We start from the raw sequence: 17958 nt of genomic DNA, 5'->3' as shown, positions 1-17958 counted from the left end.
TAAGGCGTTTTTGTTAAGTCATCTATTCAGTTACATACTCAATTTCGCCAAAGCGTCAAAAAAACTAAAGGCTTAACTGTAGAAAACCACCAGCAGGTAGCGTTGCATCATAGACTAAGCCCTTAAACTTGTTATCAAGTAAAGCTTGTTTATGCTCAGGCTCACTTGTCGCAATACACAACTGTTCTTGCGGTAAAATACTGCGGAACTGAATGCTCGGTTTACCCCAGTCTAACACGCCAAGCTGAAGACTCTCAGGCAGTGCTAACGGGCTTAATCCCTCATCATTACGCAGATAACAACGCAGCCCCTTACCCGCCTGTGCAATAGCTGCACGGTACTTAGTTAGCTCAATGGCAACATAAATCATATCGGCTTTAATATCGAGACCAGATTTCACTAAACGCTCGTTCAAATAGCTCATCATATTGAATGGTTCAATAATGCTTTGACTCTGGCCATTCCTAAAATCTTTAAGCTTCTGATTAACAAAACTTCTAAGCAAAACGCAGGCAAACGCGGCTCGATTATCCTCTGGATACAAATGGGCCATGTACATAATCAGGTGATCACTACCAACCATAGTTGAATCAATGAAATAACTGCTTATATCGCTATTTTTATAAAGGCTATAGTCAACCTTGGCTGCCGGATAACTAATATTTGAAGCGGGAAAGAGTTGTTGCTGAACTTGTTTTGCCGCAGCAACACTTTGCTCAAGCAATGCTAGATTATCACTTAATTCTTGGTGGGATAGCGCGTCAAAATCTGCGGCTTGAGTATCATCAATGTAGAAACTATGAAGGCTTTGTTTAATGGCTTGTTCAATAATAAATAAATCAGATACTGGCTTAACGAGATAATCACTTGCGCCAATGCGTAAGGCTTCTACAACGTCAGCCATGACATTATTACCCGAGATCACGATAGAAGGCACTAAAGGCGCTAACCTTGTCATTTCCTTAAGCATATCGAGCCCACCGAGCTTAGGCATACTCAAGTCTGCAAGAACAATATCGAAGCGCTGCGATTTAAAAACTGACAATCCTTGTTCACCATCACAGGCTTGTGTGACTTGCGCACCTCTACTATCGAGAAAGCTTGCAACAATCTGCCTAAACACGGGGTCATCTTCAACTAAAAGAACCGCAACACCATTTAACGCCATAAAGGTTCCCGAATAAAGTTCATCGCATAGCCATTACTCAAGTGAATATGCCAATAACAAAATTTAACAAGGCTAGCATTTGATGACTAAAGACAAATGCTGTCAAGTACGGCCAATAGGGTTACTCAAGCTCCTGCATATACTGATCGAGAAACTCATCATCATCTTGCTTTTGAGGGACATTACCATCATAGACTTTATAGTCCATGTGCTGTAAATATGCATCTTTGACAAAGGCATAAGGATCGAGTGAATTATCAACAAGTCGCTCTTGATCGATTGCTGATGCTCTAGAATGAAGGTTTTTAAGTCCCCATTTAACAATGGATTGCCACATTGTTAACTCAGACAATGGAAAGTATAGACCATCAACCCAATCAGACGCGAGTTCTCGCACAACATAAGGACCCGCAAATGGCGCCATGAAGTAAGGTCCATTAGGCACCCCATAATAACCCAGCACTTCATTAAACTCATCTTGCTTGCGGCTCATACCCATCATGTCAGCGACATCAATGACACCTAATAAGCCGACAGTAGAATTGATTGTAAAGCGTCCACCAGCATTAGCCGCCCAGCCCCACTTGCCCTGCAGCACATTGTTTACTAAGCTGCTAGGTTCCTCTAAATTCTGCACAAAGTTATTGATACCTGTTTTAGCAGGCGTAGGAATATAATCGTTATAACCATGGGCTACAGGACGATATAAATATCTATCTAGGTAGAGATAGTTGAAGTCCCACATAGCTCGGTTAAAGCCTTCGAACGGATCGCGGGGATCATCATAGGTAATTTGTACCTTAGCAGGTGTTTCCTGCTGAATGGTATCTGGTAGGGATACTTCAGCCGATTGCACTTTAGGCAACAGCATTAACCCCAAAGATAATCCCATCCATTTTAACTTCATATCGCTCTCTTAATATAAATGTACAGTTTAGACATCAAATTTTCGCTAAAGTGACAATACAAAAATGACGATATAAAGATAATTCGTCTTAGTGGCATACTATCCAGTATGACAGTTCCTTTGTCACAAGGCGCATAAGCATACTTGGCAAAAAAAATTGGTCAATTGTTAATTTTACTAAACGAATGTATCGCAGGATAAACTATATAAGGTCATTAAATGGAGTCGATTCCACTTGTCAGCAGTCAAAATTCGCAGTTACACACTGCGATGGCCCACACTGATGCCCTCAATGCTACTCCACGCCCCATTCCGGCTCAGGTGCAAACATCACCTGAGGGAGATAGTATTATTCTAAACGGTACAGAATATAATTTAAAGCTAGTTAATGCTCAACAGCGGCAAATATTGTTGACTGCTAATAGCTTTTTAGTCACGCCCAATGCGCAGAACAGCTCAACTCCAACTACGATAGTGCAAAACTCCACTAGCCAACTACTTGCCTTAGCTACACCCCTCGTACTGAAAATCCCTGAGGCAGTGATCAATCTGGCACAACAAAATGGCATCTCTCAGACGCAGCTTTCAACGCTCGCGGCTCGCACACAGGGCTATCCATTACCCAACGTCACTATAGTTAACAAGGAGCTTCAATTTGCTAATGGTACCGTTGTAGCACAAGATCCTGGACCCCAGCTGAATCAAGGTGAATTCATCGCGAAAATAGCCTTTCAACAAGGGCGCCCTATTTTATTACTCACCCCAATACAGAGCAAACTCGAAATCATAATTGGGACGCCAGTAAATGAAACTCAGGTTCCCACAAATAAACCATCTTCTGATCTTGTGATCGCGAAAATTGAACCAGCCCAGATCATTGCGTCCTTTCTAAAAAAACTCGAAAATATCAACTTTCTACCTGAGCCCACAAAACAAATTGTCACGGCCAAAGTCGATATAATGCAGCTTCAAAGTAAAGTAGATGTTCCATCAGCGCCTACTGCGACTGGCTCACAGAATATCTCTAACGCGCAAGTCATAACGCCAACAACTAAAGACTTAGGTCAGATCAGCACCCAAAACTCAGCCCTTGAAAATCGGCTTGTAGGTCAATCACCAGCATCACAAATGGGTGAAAACGTAAATAGCAAAAACGGGTTACCTCAAAGCTCAAAAACGTCACAAGAAATCCTAAGTGTGAGTCCTACAGACATAAACAAACTTAAGAATATTTTAGGATCCAGTAACCAAAAGAGTGAACAACAAGGCAATGATGCTAAGACTGACACTTCGATAAAAGTGGCCGATGTCTTACAAAAAGCGTTCAATAAAGCGGGGGCACTTCCTATTGAGTTATCCCGTTCTAATAGCAGCTCGAATTTAGCATCTGAGTTATTGAAACACCTACCGCATTTAGGGCTACCACCACTGAGCCAATTAAATGATATCGATGAACTCAAAGCCAATATTCTCGGTCTAGCGAGTCTAAATCTTGCTACGCCTCAATCAAATCAAGCCTCTATGCTCATGAATGGGAGTGCAATTACCTCACTTTTTCAGCTGCTACTTGGCTTTAAAGCCAATAACAATTCGAATTCCATGAGCAAAAAGCTTGCCGACTACCTTGAACAGTTACAAGCTAAAGTGGGCTTCTCCACTAAACTTCTTGGGCAACTGAGCAAAGCAGGAGGCCTTGATAGCATGGGACTATTAGCCTCTAACCTGCATTTATACCAACAGGCAAGTAATGAGAGCGCTGGCAATTTGGTGTGGTTCTTCGCCCTGCCCTATGGCATTAACCAACGACAGGAGCAACTAGAAGGGAAATTTGAGCAAGAAGCCGATCCTGATGACCCAGATAAAAAAACAGGATGGCGTTTACAACTGAAGTTTAATCTAGCACAAGGACCTCTGCTGATTTCAGCCCAAAACCACAATCAACAATTAGATATCCAGTTTAAAGGCAATAGTCAGATACTACTTAATAAGGTTAATAACTTTTTAACGCCCTTAAGCCAAAAACTATCACAACTGGGTTTTACGCCTGGTGAATTATCAACTCAAATAGCGCAAGTACCAGCAACCTTATTACCTGGTGATCATTTCCTCGTAAAGACAAAAGCTTAATGAGTGACAATGTTCCAACACTAATATTGAGTTCATTATACAAAACATTGGGAATAACGATATGAGCGAAGAGAGTGAACCTAAACAAGCTGTCGCACTGAGCTACGATGGCCGTAACGCTCCTAAAATAGTTGCGACTGGTGAAGGGCTTATCGCAGAAGAAATTATTGCCTTAGCTAAGGCTAACGGCGTTTATATCCATCAAGATCCCCATCTGAGCCATTTTTTGAAATTGCTAGAGTTAGGAGAGGAAATTCCCAAGGAGCTTTACCTGCTTATCGCCGAACTGATTGCATTTGTGTATATGCTCGACGGTAAATTTCCTGAGCAATGGAATAATATGCATAAAAAAATTGTCGAGAAGGCATAAAATAAAAAAGCTAATTCAGAAAAATTAGCTTTTAGTGTTCAATTGGCTACCGATTACTTACGATGCAGACGGATCAACAGCTCGGCTTCAGCTTTAGGTAATTCGCATTCCTTAATCAACTCGTCAACGCCAGCACCAAGCGCGACCATCTTCATGGCTCGAGTATAAAGTTTTGCCTGTGGATCCTGTTGAGTCGTCTCTTCAATCCGTTCAGACTGTTGCAATATGCGTTTCTCTAATTCAATAACACGACGGCCTACACCGATTGTGCCACTGCGTAATTCTTGCAATTCGCGTTTAAAAGACTCTCGCTGCCGATCGCCCTCTTTAACTAACACAGTCAATGCATCAACTTTGCTTCTTAATTTACTCAATTGCTTTTGTAAAAAGAGTACTAACCCTAAGCATGCGATGACATAAACTAACGCTGCGATCAAAAATTCATCGCCCATCAAAAATCCTTATACTCACTCAAAGCCATAGATTAGGAGCTGGCTTACAAGTGAGTTATCTATTACAAAGTGCTCACTTAACGTCACCAATATAATTGGCCATTGTTCAAGCTATAATAAAAAGACTTCGTCTATCCATAAATCGTAAATACTCAACATCATCGATTTATTCGCAAATAAACAAAATGGCTGAATGAATTCTAATCATTCAGCCTTATCACACTCATTGATTAGATCTGAGTCAACTCAGCCCATTCTTCATCGGACAATAATTTGTCGAGATCAACTAGGATAAGTAATTCATTGTCGCGATTGCTCACGCCTTGAATAAACTTAGCACTCTCTTCCGTTCCAACATTAGGCGCATTGTCAATTTCAGAGCGGCGCAAATAAACTACTTCTGCAACACTATCAACTAAAATACCAATGACCTGCTTTTCAGCTTCGATGATAACGATTCGGGTTGAATCATCAACTTCAGCAGACTGTAATCCAAAACGTGAGCGAGTATCAATTACAGTGACAACATTACCACGCAAGTTAATGATGCCTAGAACATAATAGGGGGCACCGGGTACAGGAGCTATTTCAGTATAACGCAGCACTTCCTGCACTTGCATTACGTTGATACCGTAAGTTTCATGGTCCAACTTAAAGGTAACCCATTGTAATACTGCATCATCTTTACTTGCAGCGACTGCTGCTACATTTCTTGTATCTTTCATGTTTACCTCAACCAATTGAGTCCTGACAACCTAAACCCGCATTAAGCATTTCAACTAAGGCTTGTACGTGCAAAATGCCACACATCTGTTCTTTCACTACACCCGCTAACCAAGGGCGTTTACCCGCTTGACTACGCCAGTTGACTTGCGATTTATTAATTTTTACCGCATTGACCAAGGACTCACAAGTCAATCCCCAGTTACTGCCTTCTAATAATACAAGATATTGATAATTTACCGATTGCGCCAGTTTATCTGTGTATTTTTCTGGCATAACCCACGCACAAGTATCAACAATGTTCAATTGTTCCTCCCTATGCGTCTGTACACCAAGAAACCATGCGGGTCGACCAAAGATGTGGTTTATCCGCTCAACTTTTACTATTCCACCTAAACTCACCAAAGGCACAGCCAATGTCAGCCCTGCTACTTTAAAGAATAGTACCTGAAACTCATCATCGAGCACTTCTTGCAAATCTTTTGTCACACTAGGAGGCGTAATGCCGACTTGTGTTTCTGGCACAACCACTGGCTCAACGATTTCATCAACAACGGTTTCATTAACAACAGGCTGAGCTTGTGGTACTTCCACCACAACAGGTTGAACATCAATAGGTGGCGCTATCTCTACTGAAGGTGGTATCGGTTCTAACCTTGCAGTCTTTAGTACTGGCGCTAGTAATTTCTCTAACGCTTGCTTATTCACTTGAGCTACAACCTGGCTTACCGGAGCAACAAACTCATTTTGTCTTGGCGCCGCTTTTGGCTGCAACTGCGCAGTAGGCGTTATGGCCTTCTCTACATTCTGCGGTGCGGCAGTGCGACCATTTTCAGCCAAAATTGCCGCATCGAGCAATGCTGCCTCCGTTTGATTAACGGCAACATTTTGATTTGAGTTTGCTTTTACAATGCTATGAGGGGAAACAATCTGGTTTGGACTGTCGTCTTCCTGCAGCAATAATGCGAAAAAATCAAAAACAGTTTCATCAACCGATTTTGACATGGCCAAACTCCCCAACTAATAAGAAATCTAATAATCTTTCATAGGCTTTAACGCCGCGGCAACCACTCGCATAATGCGATGCTGGTAAATGTGCCAAACTGGCATCTCTAAACTTAGTGTCTACTGGAATAACGTCTTTCCACAAAGTATCACTGTATTCGGCACCAAGAACTTGCAAAGCCGCAGGTGATGCTTTGGTGCGTTTATCGTACATGGTTGGCACAACAGTGTAACTGTAGCGCGTCTTCTTAGATCGCCCCATTAACTCCATTGTTTTAATCATCCGCTCTAGCCCTTTAATGGCAAGAAACTCCGTCTGCACAGGAATAATGATATGCTGACTTGCCGCAAGCGCATTGACCATTAATACCCCGAGTACGGGTGGGCAATCAACGATAGCAACATCATAATCATCAGCAACCAGTGCTAATAAATTACGTAGTACTAATCCCATTCCTTCTTGATGACCTAAGGCTCTGTCTAAGGTAGCCAATGCCATAGTTGCAGGCAATAAATCCAAACCATCGACTAAGGTTGGCACAACATGGGATAAAACGAGTTCCTTAGAAAGGTTTTTATGGGCAAGAAAAACATCAAACAACGAGCCTGGAACCTCTTCAGAATCAATACCTAAGTAATAACCTAACGAAGCATGTGGATCGGTATCTATCATAAGAACACGCTTGCCACGCTTAGCTAATGTTCCCGCTAAACTCGCTACCGTCGTGGTTTTACCTACGCCACCTTTTTGATTCGCTATGGTCCAGACTTTCAAGAAGTGACCCCTACCTATACTGGTTAATATGCTAATGAACTAGAAAATTGTGAGTTCACAAATTCTAAAATTACTGCTCTTTTCTGGTCGTGACTCGAATGCCGCCATTGGGCAAACTAATCACTTTGACACCATCGGCATTCTCAGATATCACCACGGGCAGCATCTCTGCATTTTGGGGGGCAATTGTCTGAGAAACAGCTTTAACCTCTTTTTCTGGCGCTTGAAGCTGTTTAGGAATAGAGGATTCCAGATTAGTTTTTTCCTTCGCCGTATCTATTTCAGTATCTGGTTTGCCCAGCAAAGGCGGAATGCTATTTTGTACCGGCTCAGGACCAATCGCTACAGCCTTCTGCTCACCAGGAGCCGCTAATTGCAACATTGCTTTAGTCTGATCGGGATGAGACGCTAACCAAGTTGCAATGGCCTCAGCCTGTTCGTCAGGTACCATTAACAGCACCTGAGTCGATTCCAAACGTTTTACATCCGCCTGCAGCAAACTATTCTTACGCTTGTAATCAAGGCTTAAGGCACCAAGAACCAAAATGGCTATGCCCATCAACAAGATGATGAGCACACTATTTGTGCTCATCGGATATTGGTTTTTAGACACGAACAGACTCTTTTAAAATACATTCGGCCATGTTGTCTAAGGCTATCGACTGGGTGGCAATCCCAGCACTCGCAACGGCTTGTGGCATACCATAAACCACACAACTGGCTTCATCTTGCGCCCAAATGGTAGCGCCTACAGCTTTCAACATACGTGCGCCTTCTCTGCCATCCGCCCCCATGCCAGTTAATACAACAGCAAGCACATCACCACTAAAGGCTTTAGAAGCAGAAGCAAAGGTGATATCCACACAGGGCTTATAATTCATATCAGCACTGCCTGCGATAACTTTTAATCGGCCACTTGCTCCAGTACGTTCAACCATCATTTGCATACCACCCGGCGCTAAATATGCACAACCAGGTTTAAGAAGATCGCCATTAGCGGCCTCTTTTACATCAATCTTACATAAACCATTTAAACGACTCGCAAATGCAGGGGTAAAGGCAGCAGGCATATGCTGGATTAATAAAATAGGATGCGGATAGTTTGCCGGAAACTGCGTGAGTATTTTTTGCAGCGCAACCGGACCACCAGTAGATGTACCGATCAGCAATAATTTATACTGTTTACCACTTGCACGAATCGTCGTTGCCGTTGAGGTTCTAACAGGAGCTGCGACAGGCGTATGAGCCGATATACTCGTTGTACCTAAAACGCTACCTGTTGGACGCACGCTAGGTGTTGGCGCGACCACAGGACGTGCAATCGGACGAAACATTCTGCGTCGTCCCAATGCCTTAACTCTTTGTTGCAACAATAAAATGGCATCATCTTTGTTGGTCGCAATATCTTCAAAACGTTTAGGCAGAAAATCTAATGCACCAGCATCTAAAGCGTCTAACGTTGCTTTAGCGCCATCATGGGTTAAAGAAGAAAACATCAAGATCGGAGTCGGACACTTAGCCATGATTTCACGAACAGCAGTAATACCATCCATGACAGGCATCTCAATATCCATAGTAATAACTTGGGGATTAAGCTCAGCAGCCAACTTCACCGCTTCGGCCCCATTTGAGGCCGTCGCGATAACTTCCAGTTCAGGATCTTGATTGACTATTTCACTAACACGTCGTCTGAAAAAACTTGAGTCATCAACGACTAATACTTTAATGGCCATTCCATTCCTTAGCTTGGAAACTAATTCTTACTTTTCGCATAATGCTTTAGCAATCCAGGAACATCTAAGATCAGTGCAATACCACCATCCGATGTAATTGTCGCACCAGCCATCCCAGGTGTGCCATGTAACATAGCGCCAAGAGGTTTAATAACGACTTCTTCTTGTCCTATTAAGGCATCCACTACAAAACCAATTTGCATCATGCCTAATTGCACGATAACCACATGACCATGCTTTTTATCGCCATGTTTAAAGGTGGTTTTGTTTCTATGTAGCCAGTGTTCCAAATAGAACAAAGGTACGGCCTTATTACGCACTATGACAGTCAGTTGCCCATCAACAATATTGGTTTTTGTGAGATCGAGATGGAAAATCTCATTCACGCTAGATAGAGGTAATGCAAACACTTGTTTAGCGACATCGACCATTAAGGTTGGCATAATCGCCAGTGTTAGCGGTACTTTAATCTCAAGTATCGTTCCCTTACCTTTCATGGAATCAATATGTACAGTGCCATTCAGCTGGGTGATACGAGTTTTTACCACGTCCATCCCAACACCACGGCCTGAAATATCTGAAATCTCAACTTTAGTTGAAAAACCTGGTGCAAAAATCAAATTATAGGCTTCGCTGTCTGTCATCCGCGAAGCAGAATCTTCATCGAGCACACCACGGTTTATGGCAATTTTTTTGAGTTTTTCAGGATCCATGCCTGCGCCATCGTCTTCGATTTTCAGCAGTATATGGTCGCCTTCCTGACTTGCAGATAAGGTAATCGTTCCCGTTCTTGGCTTACCACTAGCTTCACGCTCGTTTGGCATCTCGATACCATGGTCCACAGAGTTACGCACTAAGTGGACGAGTGGATCGGCAAGCGCTTCAACGAGGTTTTTATCTAAGTCAGTTTCTTCACCGACCATGATCAAATCAATTTCTTTGTTTAGTGTACGAGCAAGATCACGTACCACCCGAGGGAAACGACCAAACACTTTCTTGATCGGTTGCATACGGGTTTTCATCACAGCGCCTTGCAAATCGGCAGTAACGAGATCTAAGTTCGCGAGAGCTTTCGACATCTCCTCATCATCACGGCTGATGCCTAAGCTCACCAATCGATTACGCACTAACACTAACTCACCCACCATATTCATGATCTGGTCGAGTCGTGCAGTATCTACACGTACCGTTGTTTCACCCTGAGGCACATTCGCAGAGCTAGCCTTAGCAGGTGCTTTATCGACAACCGCAATTTCCACCTTAGGTTTTGCAGCAACGACTGGGGCAGGAGCTGGTACTGCGGCTTTTACTGGCGCAGGAGCATGTGGTGCAGCAGTAGGTGCTACAGTCGAAACAGGGGGCGTAGGCGCTTTTACTTCAGCTTTCGCAGGTGCTCCGCCTTTCCCATGGAGTTCATCGAGTAATCGCTCAAACTCATCATCGGTAATTTCATCAGCATCTACAATCGGTTGAGGCGCAGGTGTTGCCACAACCTTAGGCTTAACAGGCACTTCAGCCTCAGCTTTAAATTTACCTGAGCCATGAAGTTCATCCAGTAACGCCTCGAACTCATCATCAGTGATGTCATCACCTGATGTTGAAGGTGTTTTAATTGGTGCAGCAGGCTTGACAGCAACAGGCTCAGATACAAATGTGGTAGCAGCGACCGCAGGTCCCTTTCCTGAACCATGAAGCGCATCCAATAAAGCTTCAAATTCAGCATCATTGATATCATCGATACTTGAAGACGTATTTTCAATGGAAGATGAGTTATCACTTATGTCAGCAGGGATTTCTTGAAGGGTAGGAGTATCAATAATGACCTCAACAACAGGTTCTGGCTCTACAACCTTGGCAGAAGCGACTTCAGATGGCAAAGGCGCACCTGAACTGAGCATTTTAAGTCTCGCTAACAAACCTGAATCGGCGGGGTCTTGTTGCTCGCCCTGCTGGGTTTGCGCAAACATGGTATTAATTGCATCAACAGCCTGCAAAATAATATCCATCAACTCTGCGTTAACGCTACGCTTGCCTGTCCGCAATAAATCGAAGGTATTCTCAGCCTCATGACAAACATCAACCATGGGAGTTAAGCTAAGAAAGCCAGCGCCACCTTTAACGGTATGAAACCCTCGGAAAATGGCGTTTAGCAAGTTTGTGTCATCAGGATTATTTTCAAGCGCAACGAGTTGCTCTTGCAGAAGCTCTAAAATTTCACCGGCTTCGATTAAAAAGTCCTGGAGTATCTCTTCATCTACATCAAAGGCCATCAAATTGACTCCCAGTTAGAAACCCAGACTCGATAGAAGATCATCCACTTCGTCTTGACCCGTTACTACATCTTGACGAAGCTCGGCATTCATTATCGGCCCTTCCGCTTCAATATTATTTTTCTGAGCAATCTGACTTTCAATCATAGGCTGCTCACCAAATACCGTCAGCATAGAAACCAGATTACTTTCAACTTCCATTACTAAATCAATAACACGGCGTATCATTTGCCCTGTTAAGTCTTGAAAATCTTGCGCCATCAATATTTGATTCAGCAATTCACGTAATCGAATCGAGTCGTTTGAACTACGGGACATAAGATCTTGGACATCGTGACAAAGGCCCTTAAATTCACTCAGTGCTATCTCGCGTCGCATTAATTTGTCCCAAGATGGCATGACTTTTTGAATATTAACCGTTACGGCATTGGCCAAAGGTAAACATTCTTCAACCGCATCCATGGTTTTATTTGCCGCTTGTTCAGTCATGTCAATAACGTAATTTAAACGTTGCTTGGCATCGGGAATTTCTGTATTGGCTAATTCAGAAAGACGATTATCAACTTGAAAATCCATCAGCGCACTATGAAGTTGCCGAGTTAATTTACCTACTTCTTCGAATAATTCTCGTTGCAGTGGAGCAGCAAGCTCCCGAAATAAATCATCTGCCTGACTTTGCTCACTTGCACTTAATAATTCAACTAAATGCTGAGCTTGCTCGAGCGTGATGAGCCCTGATGTTTGTGACTTCATAGCTCATCCTTGCTCAAGCGAGTCGTTCGAATATTTTATCTAACTTCTCTTTCAGCGTTGCAGCGGTAAAAGGCTTAACCACATAACCATTCACTCCCGCTTGAGCGGCAGCAATAATCTGTTCACGTTTTGCTTCAGCAGTTACCATTAATACGGGTAAATGCTTTAGCGAATCATCAGCGCGAATTGCTTTTAACAGATCGATTCCTTGCATACCAGGCATATTCCAATCTGTAACAACAAAATCAAAATCCCCCTTTTGCAACATCGGCAGGGCTGTTGAGCCATCGTCTGCTTCTTGGGTGTTATTAAACCCCAAGTCTCGCAACAAGTTCTTGATGATACGCCTCATTGTCGAAAAATCGTCAACAATGAGAATCTTCATATTCTTGTCCAAGGTTTCCTCCGGTGAGCTGACATTCTGTGCTCGATTAATAATTATACTTATGTCCAGTGCTTGAGTTTAGCTTTCAATCGCAACATTGCCTGACTTAATATCTGGCTAACCCGCGATTCACTGACTTCAAGAATGGCGCCAATCTCTTTTAAATTCAATGCTTCATCGTAGTACAGGGATAACACTAATGCATCTCTTTCAGGCAATAATTTAATTGCCTCAACCAGAGCAGAATGAAATTGGTTCTCAGCTAATGCTTCAAATGAATCATCATCGGACCGATCACTCACTGTAAGTATATCCTGAGATACGCCTAAATCTTCTATCCCTATGATTTTTCCGACAGAAACATCGTTAAGAATATGATGGTACTCATCGAGCGTCATATCAAGTTTTTCTGCAATTTCTGTGTCGCGTGCATCACGGCCCAGTTCTTGCTCTAACTCATCAATAGCGTGTGCAACCTTACGATTATTTCGATGAACGGAACGAGGGACCCAGTCGCCACGACGAATTTCATCTAACATGGCTCCACGTATGCGTATGCCGGCGAAGGTTTCAAATTTCGCACCCTTGCCACCATCAAACTTGGATGATGCTTCTAGTAACCCCATCATCCCAGCTTGGAGTAAATCATCTAACTGCACAGATGCAGGTAGTCTGGCGAGTAAATGATGCGCAATTCTTTTAACCAACGGAGCATACTGTTCAACGATCGACGATTTATTGTCTAAACAAGTATACGCAGCGGCTTTATTCACTCGTTTTTTCCTCTTGAAAATCTGGTCGTTGTACTAAACGCTCAACGAAAAACTCCAAATGCCCACCAGGTTGCTGCGGCACAGGCCAACTCAAAATTTTATTTGCCAATCCTTGATACGCAATTGCCGCTGGTGATTTAGGATAAGCTTCAACCACCAATTTTTGTTTACGAACAGATTTACGTAAGTTTTCGTCAAATGGAATCGTAGCGACTAATTCAAGTGCAACATCTAAAAATCTGTCGGTCACTTTACTGAGTTTAGCAAATAATTCCATACCTTCGCGTAAACTACGCACCATATTGGCAACTATTTTAAAACGGAACACGCCATGCTCACGGCTGAGAATTTTAATCAGGGCGTAGGCATCGGTAATCGAAGTGGGTTCATCACAAACAACGACTAGCACATCCTGCGAAGCACGTGAGAAACTGAGCACCATATCTGAGATCCCAGCAGCAGTATCTACGACTAGAATATCAAACTGAGTCCGCATCTCACTAAATGCACGGATTAATCCAGCATGTTGCGCAGGGCTTAATTCCACCATCCCCTGTGTTCCTGAGGTGGCAGGTACTATGCCTATCCCCTTAGGACCACGCACGATAATATCGTCAAGCTCTGCATCACCAGAGAGAACATGAGAGAGGTTACGCTCGGCACGAATACCCAGCATGACGTCGACGTTTGCTAAGCCAAGGTCAGCGTCAAGTACCAAGACACGCTTGCCTTTTTCGGCTAATGCCACAGCAGTATTAATAGAAACGCTGGTTTTACCCACGCCTCCTTTACCACCAGTGACCGCGATTACTTTCACTTTTTCGTTATAGGGTTGATTCATCATACGTAAACCACTTGCTTGATCCAGGGTCATAAATCTACTCAAATGCACAGGCCATATTATCTGACCACGCTGTGTCTTGTAATGATTGTTGTTCTGTACTATCTAACGCTGCGAGTGCCTGCTGGGCTAAATCTAGGGTATCCGCAACTTTCATATCTTCAGGAACTCTTTGTCCATCAGTAATATAACTTAATGGTAATCCGTTTTGGATCAACACACTTAATGCCCCTGCTAACGACACAGATTCATCGAGTTTTGTGAGAACGACACCAGATAGGGGAATGCGTTTAAAATGATTGACTGCATCTTGCAGCACACGGCGCTGCCCTGTCGCAGACAGTACCAGATAACTGCGGATAGGTATCCTGCTATTTGCAGTTAAATTATCAAGTTGCTGGTAAAGGCGCATATCTCGCTGTCCCATGCCAGCCGTATCTATCAATACTAGCTTGCGATTCCTAAACTGATAGAGAATTTGCTCTAATTCATTTAGATCATGAGCTTGCTTTACTGGGCAGCCCATTATTTTGCCATAAGTTGCTAATTGCTCATAGGCTCCAATGCGATAATGATCTGTGGTAATTAAAGCAACATGTTCAGCACCATGATGTGCCGCAAAACGGGCAGCAAGTTTAGCTAATGACGTTGTTTTACCAACCCCAGTAGGACCAACTAATGCAACCACTCCGCCCTGCTTAACAATGTCATCGCCCTGATTATCAAGCATATTCGCAAGACTTTGTGGTAATGCTCTGACTAATTCAGCCGGCGTATAATGCTGGCTCAGCGCGGCTAATTTATTCGCAACCACAGGGGAGAATTCAGCCTCAAGCAATTTGGCTTCGAGCATAGCACCAACGGGATCGATGCGTTTTTTATGTTCCGTCATCAAGGAGGATACTTGATGTGTAAGTAAATTACGCAGTGATGCTAATTCATCACGCATAGCCTCAATATCAGCACTTTGTTTCTGTGATGTTTGTGGTTTTTTATCAAACGAGGAAGGTGCTTCACGACGTTCTGGTTTCACAGCAGTAGGGGCTTGTAAGCCCTTAGCCCATGCTGGTAACTCGGCATCAACTTGCTGATGTGACATTTGTTGATTCAAACGGCTTTGCTGCTTCTCAAGTAAGGCTTGTAATGAGTCTGCAGGTGCGGCTGGCTTAGCGCGAGTTTCTACACGAACTGGCTGCTTAGCACCCAGGGACACGAGATCGTCGCTCACGTCCATAAAGGTCGGTGCTGGCGCAGTGGCTGCAGTTTTCGCTTTAGGTTCGTCATAGTCAACGGCAGCGACAATTTCGATGCCACCGTTCACTTTTTTATTTGACATAATGACGGCATCTGAGCCGAGTGTTTCTTTCACTTGGGCCAGTGCGGCGCGCATGTCTTTGGCAAAAAATCGTTTAATCTTCACTTATGCGTCCTCTACTGGCCGACTGCAGATACGATACGTATTTGCTTCTCATCAGGTATTTCTTGATATGAAATGACTCTGAGATTAGGAATAGTATGTTTAACAAAGCGTGACAGCGTCGCGCGTAACATACCTGACGTCAACAATATGGCGGGTTGTCCGACCATTTCTTGCTTCTGAGCCGCATCGGCAAGGGACTGCTGCATGCGTTCTGCAAGACCGGGTTCAATATTAGGACCATCACCACCGGTTGCTTGCATTGACTGATGCAACATCTGTTCCAACTCTGGCGCCAAAGTAATGACGGGGATTTCGAGCTCTGGGCCAGAGATTTCCTGAACTATCATACGTTTCAAAGCGATACGTACAGCGGCAGTCAAGACTTCAGTGTCATTGCTCTTAGTGCCATATTCTAACAAAGTTTGCACTATAGTACGCAAGTCTCTAACTGAAACCCCTTCATTTAATAGGTTCTGCATCACTTTTACGACATGTCCTAGTGGCATGATATCTGGAATAAAGCCATCAACCAGCTTAGGTGAGTGTTTCGCAAGCATATCCATCAGTTGTTGCACTTCTTCGTAGCCTAACAACTTAGCGGCATTATTTGTGAGTAATTGACTAATATGAGTTGCAACAACAGTGGCGGCATCGACGACGGTATAACCTAATGTTTGTGCGTGCTCACGTAACTCAGGAGCGATCCATACCGCTTCTAGGCCAAAAGCGGGATCGCGCGTTTCGATACCATCGAGTTTGCCATAGACTTGACCAGGGTTGATCGCCAATTCGCAATCATGACGAATATCTGCCTCTCCGACGACGACGCCCATTAATGAAATGCGATACGCATTAGGCGATAAATCTAAGTTATCGCGAATATGCACCGCGGGCACTAAGAAGCCTAGTTCCTGAGACAACTTTTTACGCACGCCTTTAATGCGGCTTAGTAACTCGCCACCTTGGCCCTTGTCAACCAGAGGGATCAAACGATATCCAACCTCAAGACCAATAGTATCAACATGATGTACATCGTCCCAACCTAGCTCTTTAGGCTCTTTATCTTGTCTTTCTATTGGACCCGATTTCACTTGTTCTAGCGCTTTAAGACGTTTGTTTTCATTTCGTTTATAAACAAAATAAGCTGCACCAGCAGTCATAAAGGCAAAGCTTAAAAACGCCATGTGCGGCATACCAGGAACAATACCCATTACAAACAGGACTCCGGCGGCGATACCCAATGACTTATGACTGTCAAACATCTGACTCATCATCATTTGGCCCATATCACCTGACTCGTTTTGACGAGTCACCATCAAGGCTGCGGCGATTGACAATAATAGACCAGGGATCTGCGCCACTAAACCATCACCGATAGTCAGTAAGGTATAAATTTCAACCGCTTCAGAGAAACTTAAGCCATGCTGCACAATCCCTATGATGAAACCACCTACGATGTTGATCACTAAGATCATGATACCGGCAATCGCATCCCCTTTAACGAATTTGGACGCACCGTCCATCGCACCATAGAAATCGGCTTCACGGGTCACTTCGGCACGGCGTATTCTCGCTTGGTCTTGATTTAAGGTTCCAGCATTTAAGTCAGCATCGATTGCCATTTGCTTACCAGGCATAGCATCCAAGGTAAAGCGGGCACTGACTTCTGCGATACGACCTGCACCTTTAGTCACCACCGCAAAGTTGATGATAATCAAAATGATAAATACCACTAGACCAACGGCATAGTTACCACCGATCACCACAGAACCGAAGGCTTCAATCACCTTACCCGCGGCATCACCGCCATTATGACCCTCAAGTAAAACCACACGAGTAGAGGCAACGTTGAGCGCAAGGCGTAATAACGTCGCCACCAGTAACACAGTTGGGAAGGCAGCAAAATCTAAGGGTCTATCGGTATAAATAGCCACCAGCAATACGATGAGAGCTAACGCAATGTTGAATGAAAAGAGTATGTCTAATAGAAATGGAGGGATAGGTAAAACAATCATGGCCAATGCAGCAAGCACAACCACCGGCGTGCCAATGCCTTTAAAAGTGCTGAGCCTAATTTGTTTTACTTGACCAAGAGTCGCTTTAACATCCATTCGCTATAACCTAAACTTTGACGTGTAATAGCATGAAGCAAAAAACGCGCCAACAAGATTAAAGCCATTAATGAAGGAAAGATATGTACTGTGACTGATTGATATACATAAAATTAGCCATAAAAAACAAATGAACTCGACATCA

At 43.6% G+C, this 17958-nt stretch carries 17 protein-coding genes; 2 read left to right on the top strand and 15 right to left on the bottom strand.

The features are described from left to right. Positions 1-64 precede the first annotated feature (64 nt). Both L5M18_RS16435 and L5M18_RS16430 read right to left on the bottom strand, forming a co-directional pair. Positions 65-1168 carry a response regulator gene (locus tag L5M18_RS16435; RefSeq protein WP_263191051.1) on the bottom strand — a complete coding sequence of 368 codons (1104 nt, stop codon included), beginning with the start codon at positions 1166-1168 and terminating at the stop codon, positions 65-67. Between the two features lie 121 nt (positions 1169-1289). Then, positions 1290-2075 carry a VacJ family lipoprotein gene (locus L5M18_RS16430; protein WP_263197791.1) on the bottom strand — a complete coding sequence of 262 codons (786 nt, stop codon included), beginning with the start codon at positions 2073-2075 and terminating at the stop codon, positions 1290-1292. A gap of 219 nt (positions 2076-2294) precedes the next feature. On the opposite strand from L5M18_RS16430, the gene L5M18_RS16425 reads away from it, so the two are divergent. Together L5M18_RS16425 and L5M18_RS16420 are read left to right on the top strand one after the other, a co-directional pair. Next, the gene (locus L5M18_RS16425) at positions 2295-4202 is read left to right on the top strand and encodes a hypothetical protein (protein WP_263197789.1); all 1908 of its coding nucleotides are present in this window, start codon (positions 2295-2297) and stop codon (positions 4200-4202) included. Between the two features lie 61 nt (positions 4203-4263). Beyond that, a complete protein-coding gene (locus L5M18_RS16420; protein ID WP_263197788.1) occupies positions 4264-4572 on the top strand; it encodes an EscU/YscU/HrcU family type III secretion system export apparatus switch protein in 309 nt (102 codons plus the stop codon). 53 nt (positions 4573-4625) lie between these two features. Here L5M18_RS16420 and L5M18_RS16415 read toward each other — a convergent pair whose 3' ends face one another. From L5M18_RS16415 to flhA, 13 genes are all read right to left on the bottom strand, one after another. Further along, a complete protein-coding gene (locus L5M18_RS16415; RefSeq protein ID WP_173243810.1) occupies positions 4626-5024 on the bottom strand; it encodes a DUF2802 domain-containing protein in 399 nt (132 codons plus the stop codon). A 230-nt stretch (positions 5025-5254) separates the two neighbouring features. Then, the gene (locus L5M18_RS16410) at positions 5255-5749 is read right to left on the bottom strand and encodes a chemotaxis protein CheW (RefSeq protein ID WP_006082380.1); all 495 of its coding nucleotides are present in this window, start codon (positions 5747-5749) and stop codon (positions 5255-5257) included. Positions 5750-5756: 7 nt separating this feature from the next. After that, positions 5757-6752: a chemotaxis protein CheW gene (locus L5M18_RS16405; RefSeq protein WP_263197787.1), complete on the bottom strand. Its 996-nt coding sequence runs from the start codon at positions 6750-6752 to the stop codon at positions 5757-5759. Beyond that, positions 6736-7527 (bottom strand): ParA family protein, encoded by a 792-nt coding sequence (locus L5M18_RS16400; protein WP_028761170.1) that lies wholly within the window; start codon positions 7525-7527, stop codon positions 6736-6738. The genes L5M18_RS16405 and L5M18_RS16400 overlap by 17 nt, the downstream gene beginning before the upstream one ends. A gap of 70 nt (positions 7528-7597) precedes the next feature. Then, positions 7598-8119, bottom strand: a complete 522-nt coding sequence (locus tag L5M18_RS16395; protein WP_105253086.1) for a membrane anchored protein in chemotaxis locus — start codon at positions 8117-8119, stop codon at positions 7598-7600. 13 nt (positions 8120-8132) lie between these two features. After that, on the bottom strand, positions 8133-9260 hold the full coding sequence (locus L5M18_RS16390; protein ID WP_263197785.1) for a chemotaxis response regulator protein-glutamate methylesterase: 1128 nt from the start codon (positions 9258-9260) through the stop codon (positions 8133-8135). A 20-nt stretch (positions 9261-9280) separates the two neighbouring features. Next, positions 9281-11530: a chemotaxis protein CheA gene (locus tag L5M18_RS16385; protein WP_131523093.1), complete on the bottom strand. Its 2250-nt coding sequence runs from the start codon at positions 11528-11530 to the stop codon at positions 9281-9283. A gap of 15 nt (positions 11531-11545) precedes the next feature. Next, entirely contained in the window at positions 11546-12283 is a 738-nt protein-coding gene (locus L5M18_RS16380) for a protein phosphatase CheZ (RefSeq protein WP_263178815.1), read from the bottom strand. Between the two features lie 13 nt (positions 12284-12296). After that, the gene (gene cheY, locus L5M18_RS16375; protein WP_007649667.1) at positions 12297-12680 is read right to left on the bottom strand and encodes a chemotaxis response regulator CheY; all 384 of its coding nucleotides are present in this window, start codon (positions 12678-12680) and stop codon (positions 12297-12299) included. 47 nt (positions 12681-12727) lie between these two features. Beyond that, on the bottom strand, positions 12728-13441 hold the full coding sequence (locus L5M18_RS16370) for an RNA polymerase sigma factor FliA (protein ID WP_028761175.1): 714 nt from the start codon (positions 13439-13441) through the stop codon (positions 12728-12730). Next, entirely contained in the window at positions 13434-14315 is an 882-nt protein-coding gene (locus tag L5M18_RS16365) for a MinD/ParA family protein (protein WP_006082389.1), read from the bottom strand. Before L5M18_RS16365 ends, L5M18_RS16370 begins: the two co-directional genes overlap by 8 nt. A gap of 4 nt (positions 14316-14319) precedes the next feature. Next, positions 14320-15702: a flagellar biosynthesis protein FlhF gene (gene flhF, locus L5M18_RS16360; RefSeq protein ID WP_263178814.1), complete on the bottom strand. Its 1383-nt coding sequence runs from the start codon at positions 15700-15702 to the stop codon at positions 14320-14322. 11 nt (positions 15703-15713) lie between these two features. Beyond that, positions 15714-17813: a flagellar biosynthesis protein FlhA gene (gene flhA, locus L5M18_RS16355; protein ID WP_028761177.1), complete on the bottom strand. Its 2100-nt coding sequence runs from the start codon at positions 17811-17813 to the stop codon at positions 15714-15716. Positions 17814-17958 lie beyond the last annotated feature (145 nt).

The sequence above is a fragment of the Shewanella sp. SM20 genome (assembly GCF_025654545.1).
GTDB classification, from domain to species: domain Bacteria; phylum Pseudomonadota; class Gammaproteobacteria; order Enterobacterales; family Shewanellaceae; genus Shewanella; species Shewanella oncorhynchi.
The sequence above is the reverse complement of the archived record's forward strand: the minus strand, read 5'-3'. Positions and strand labels throughout refer to the sequence as shown.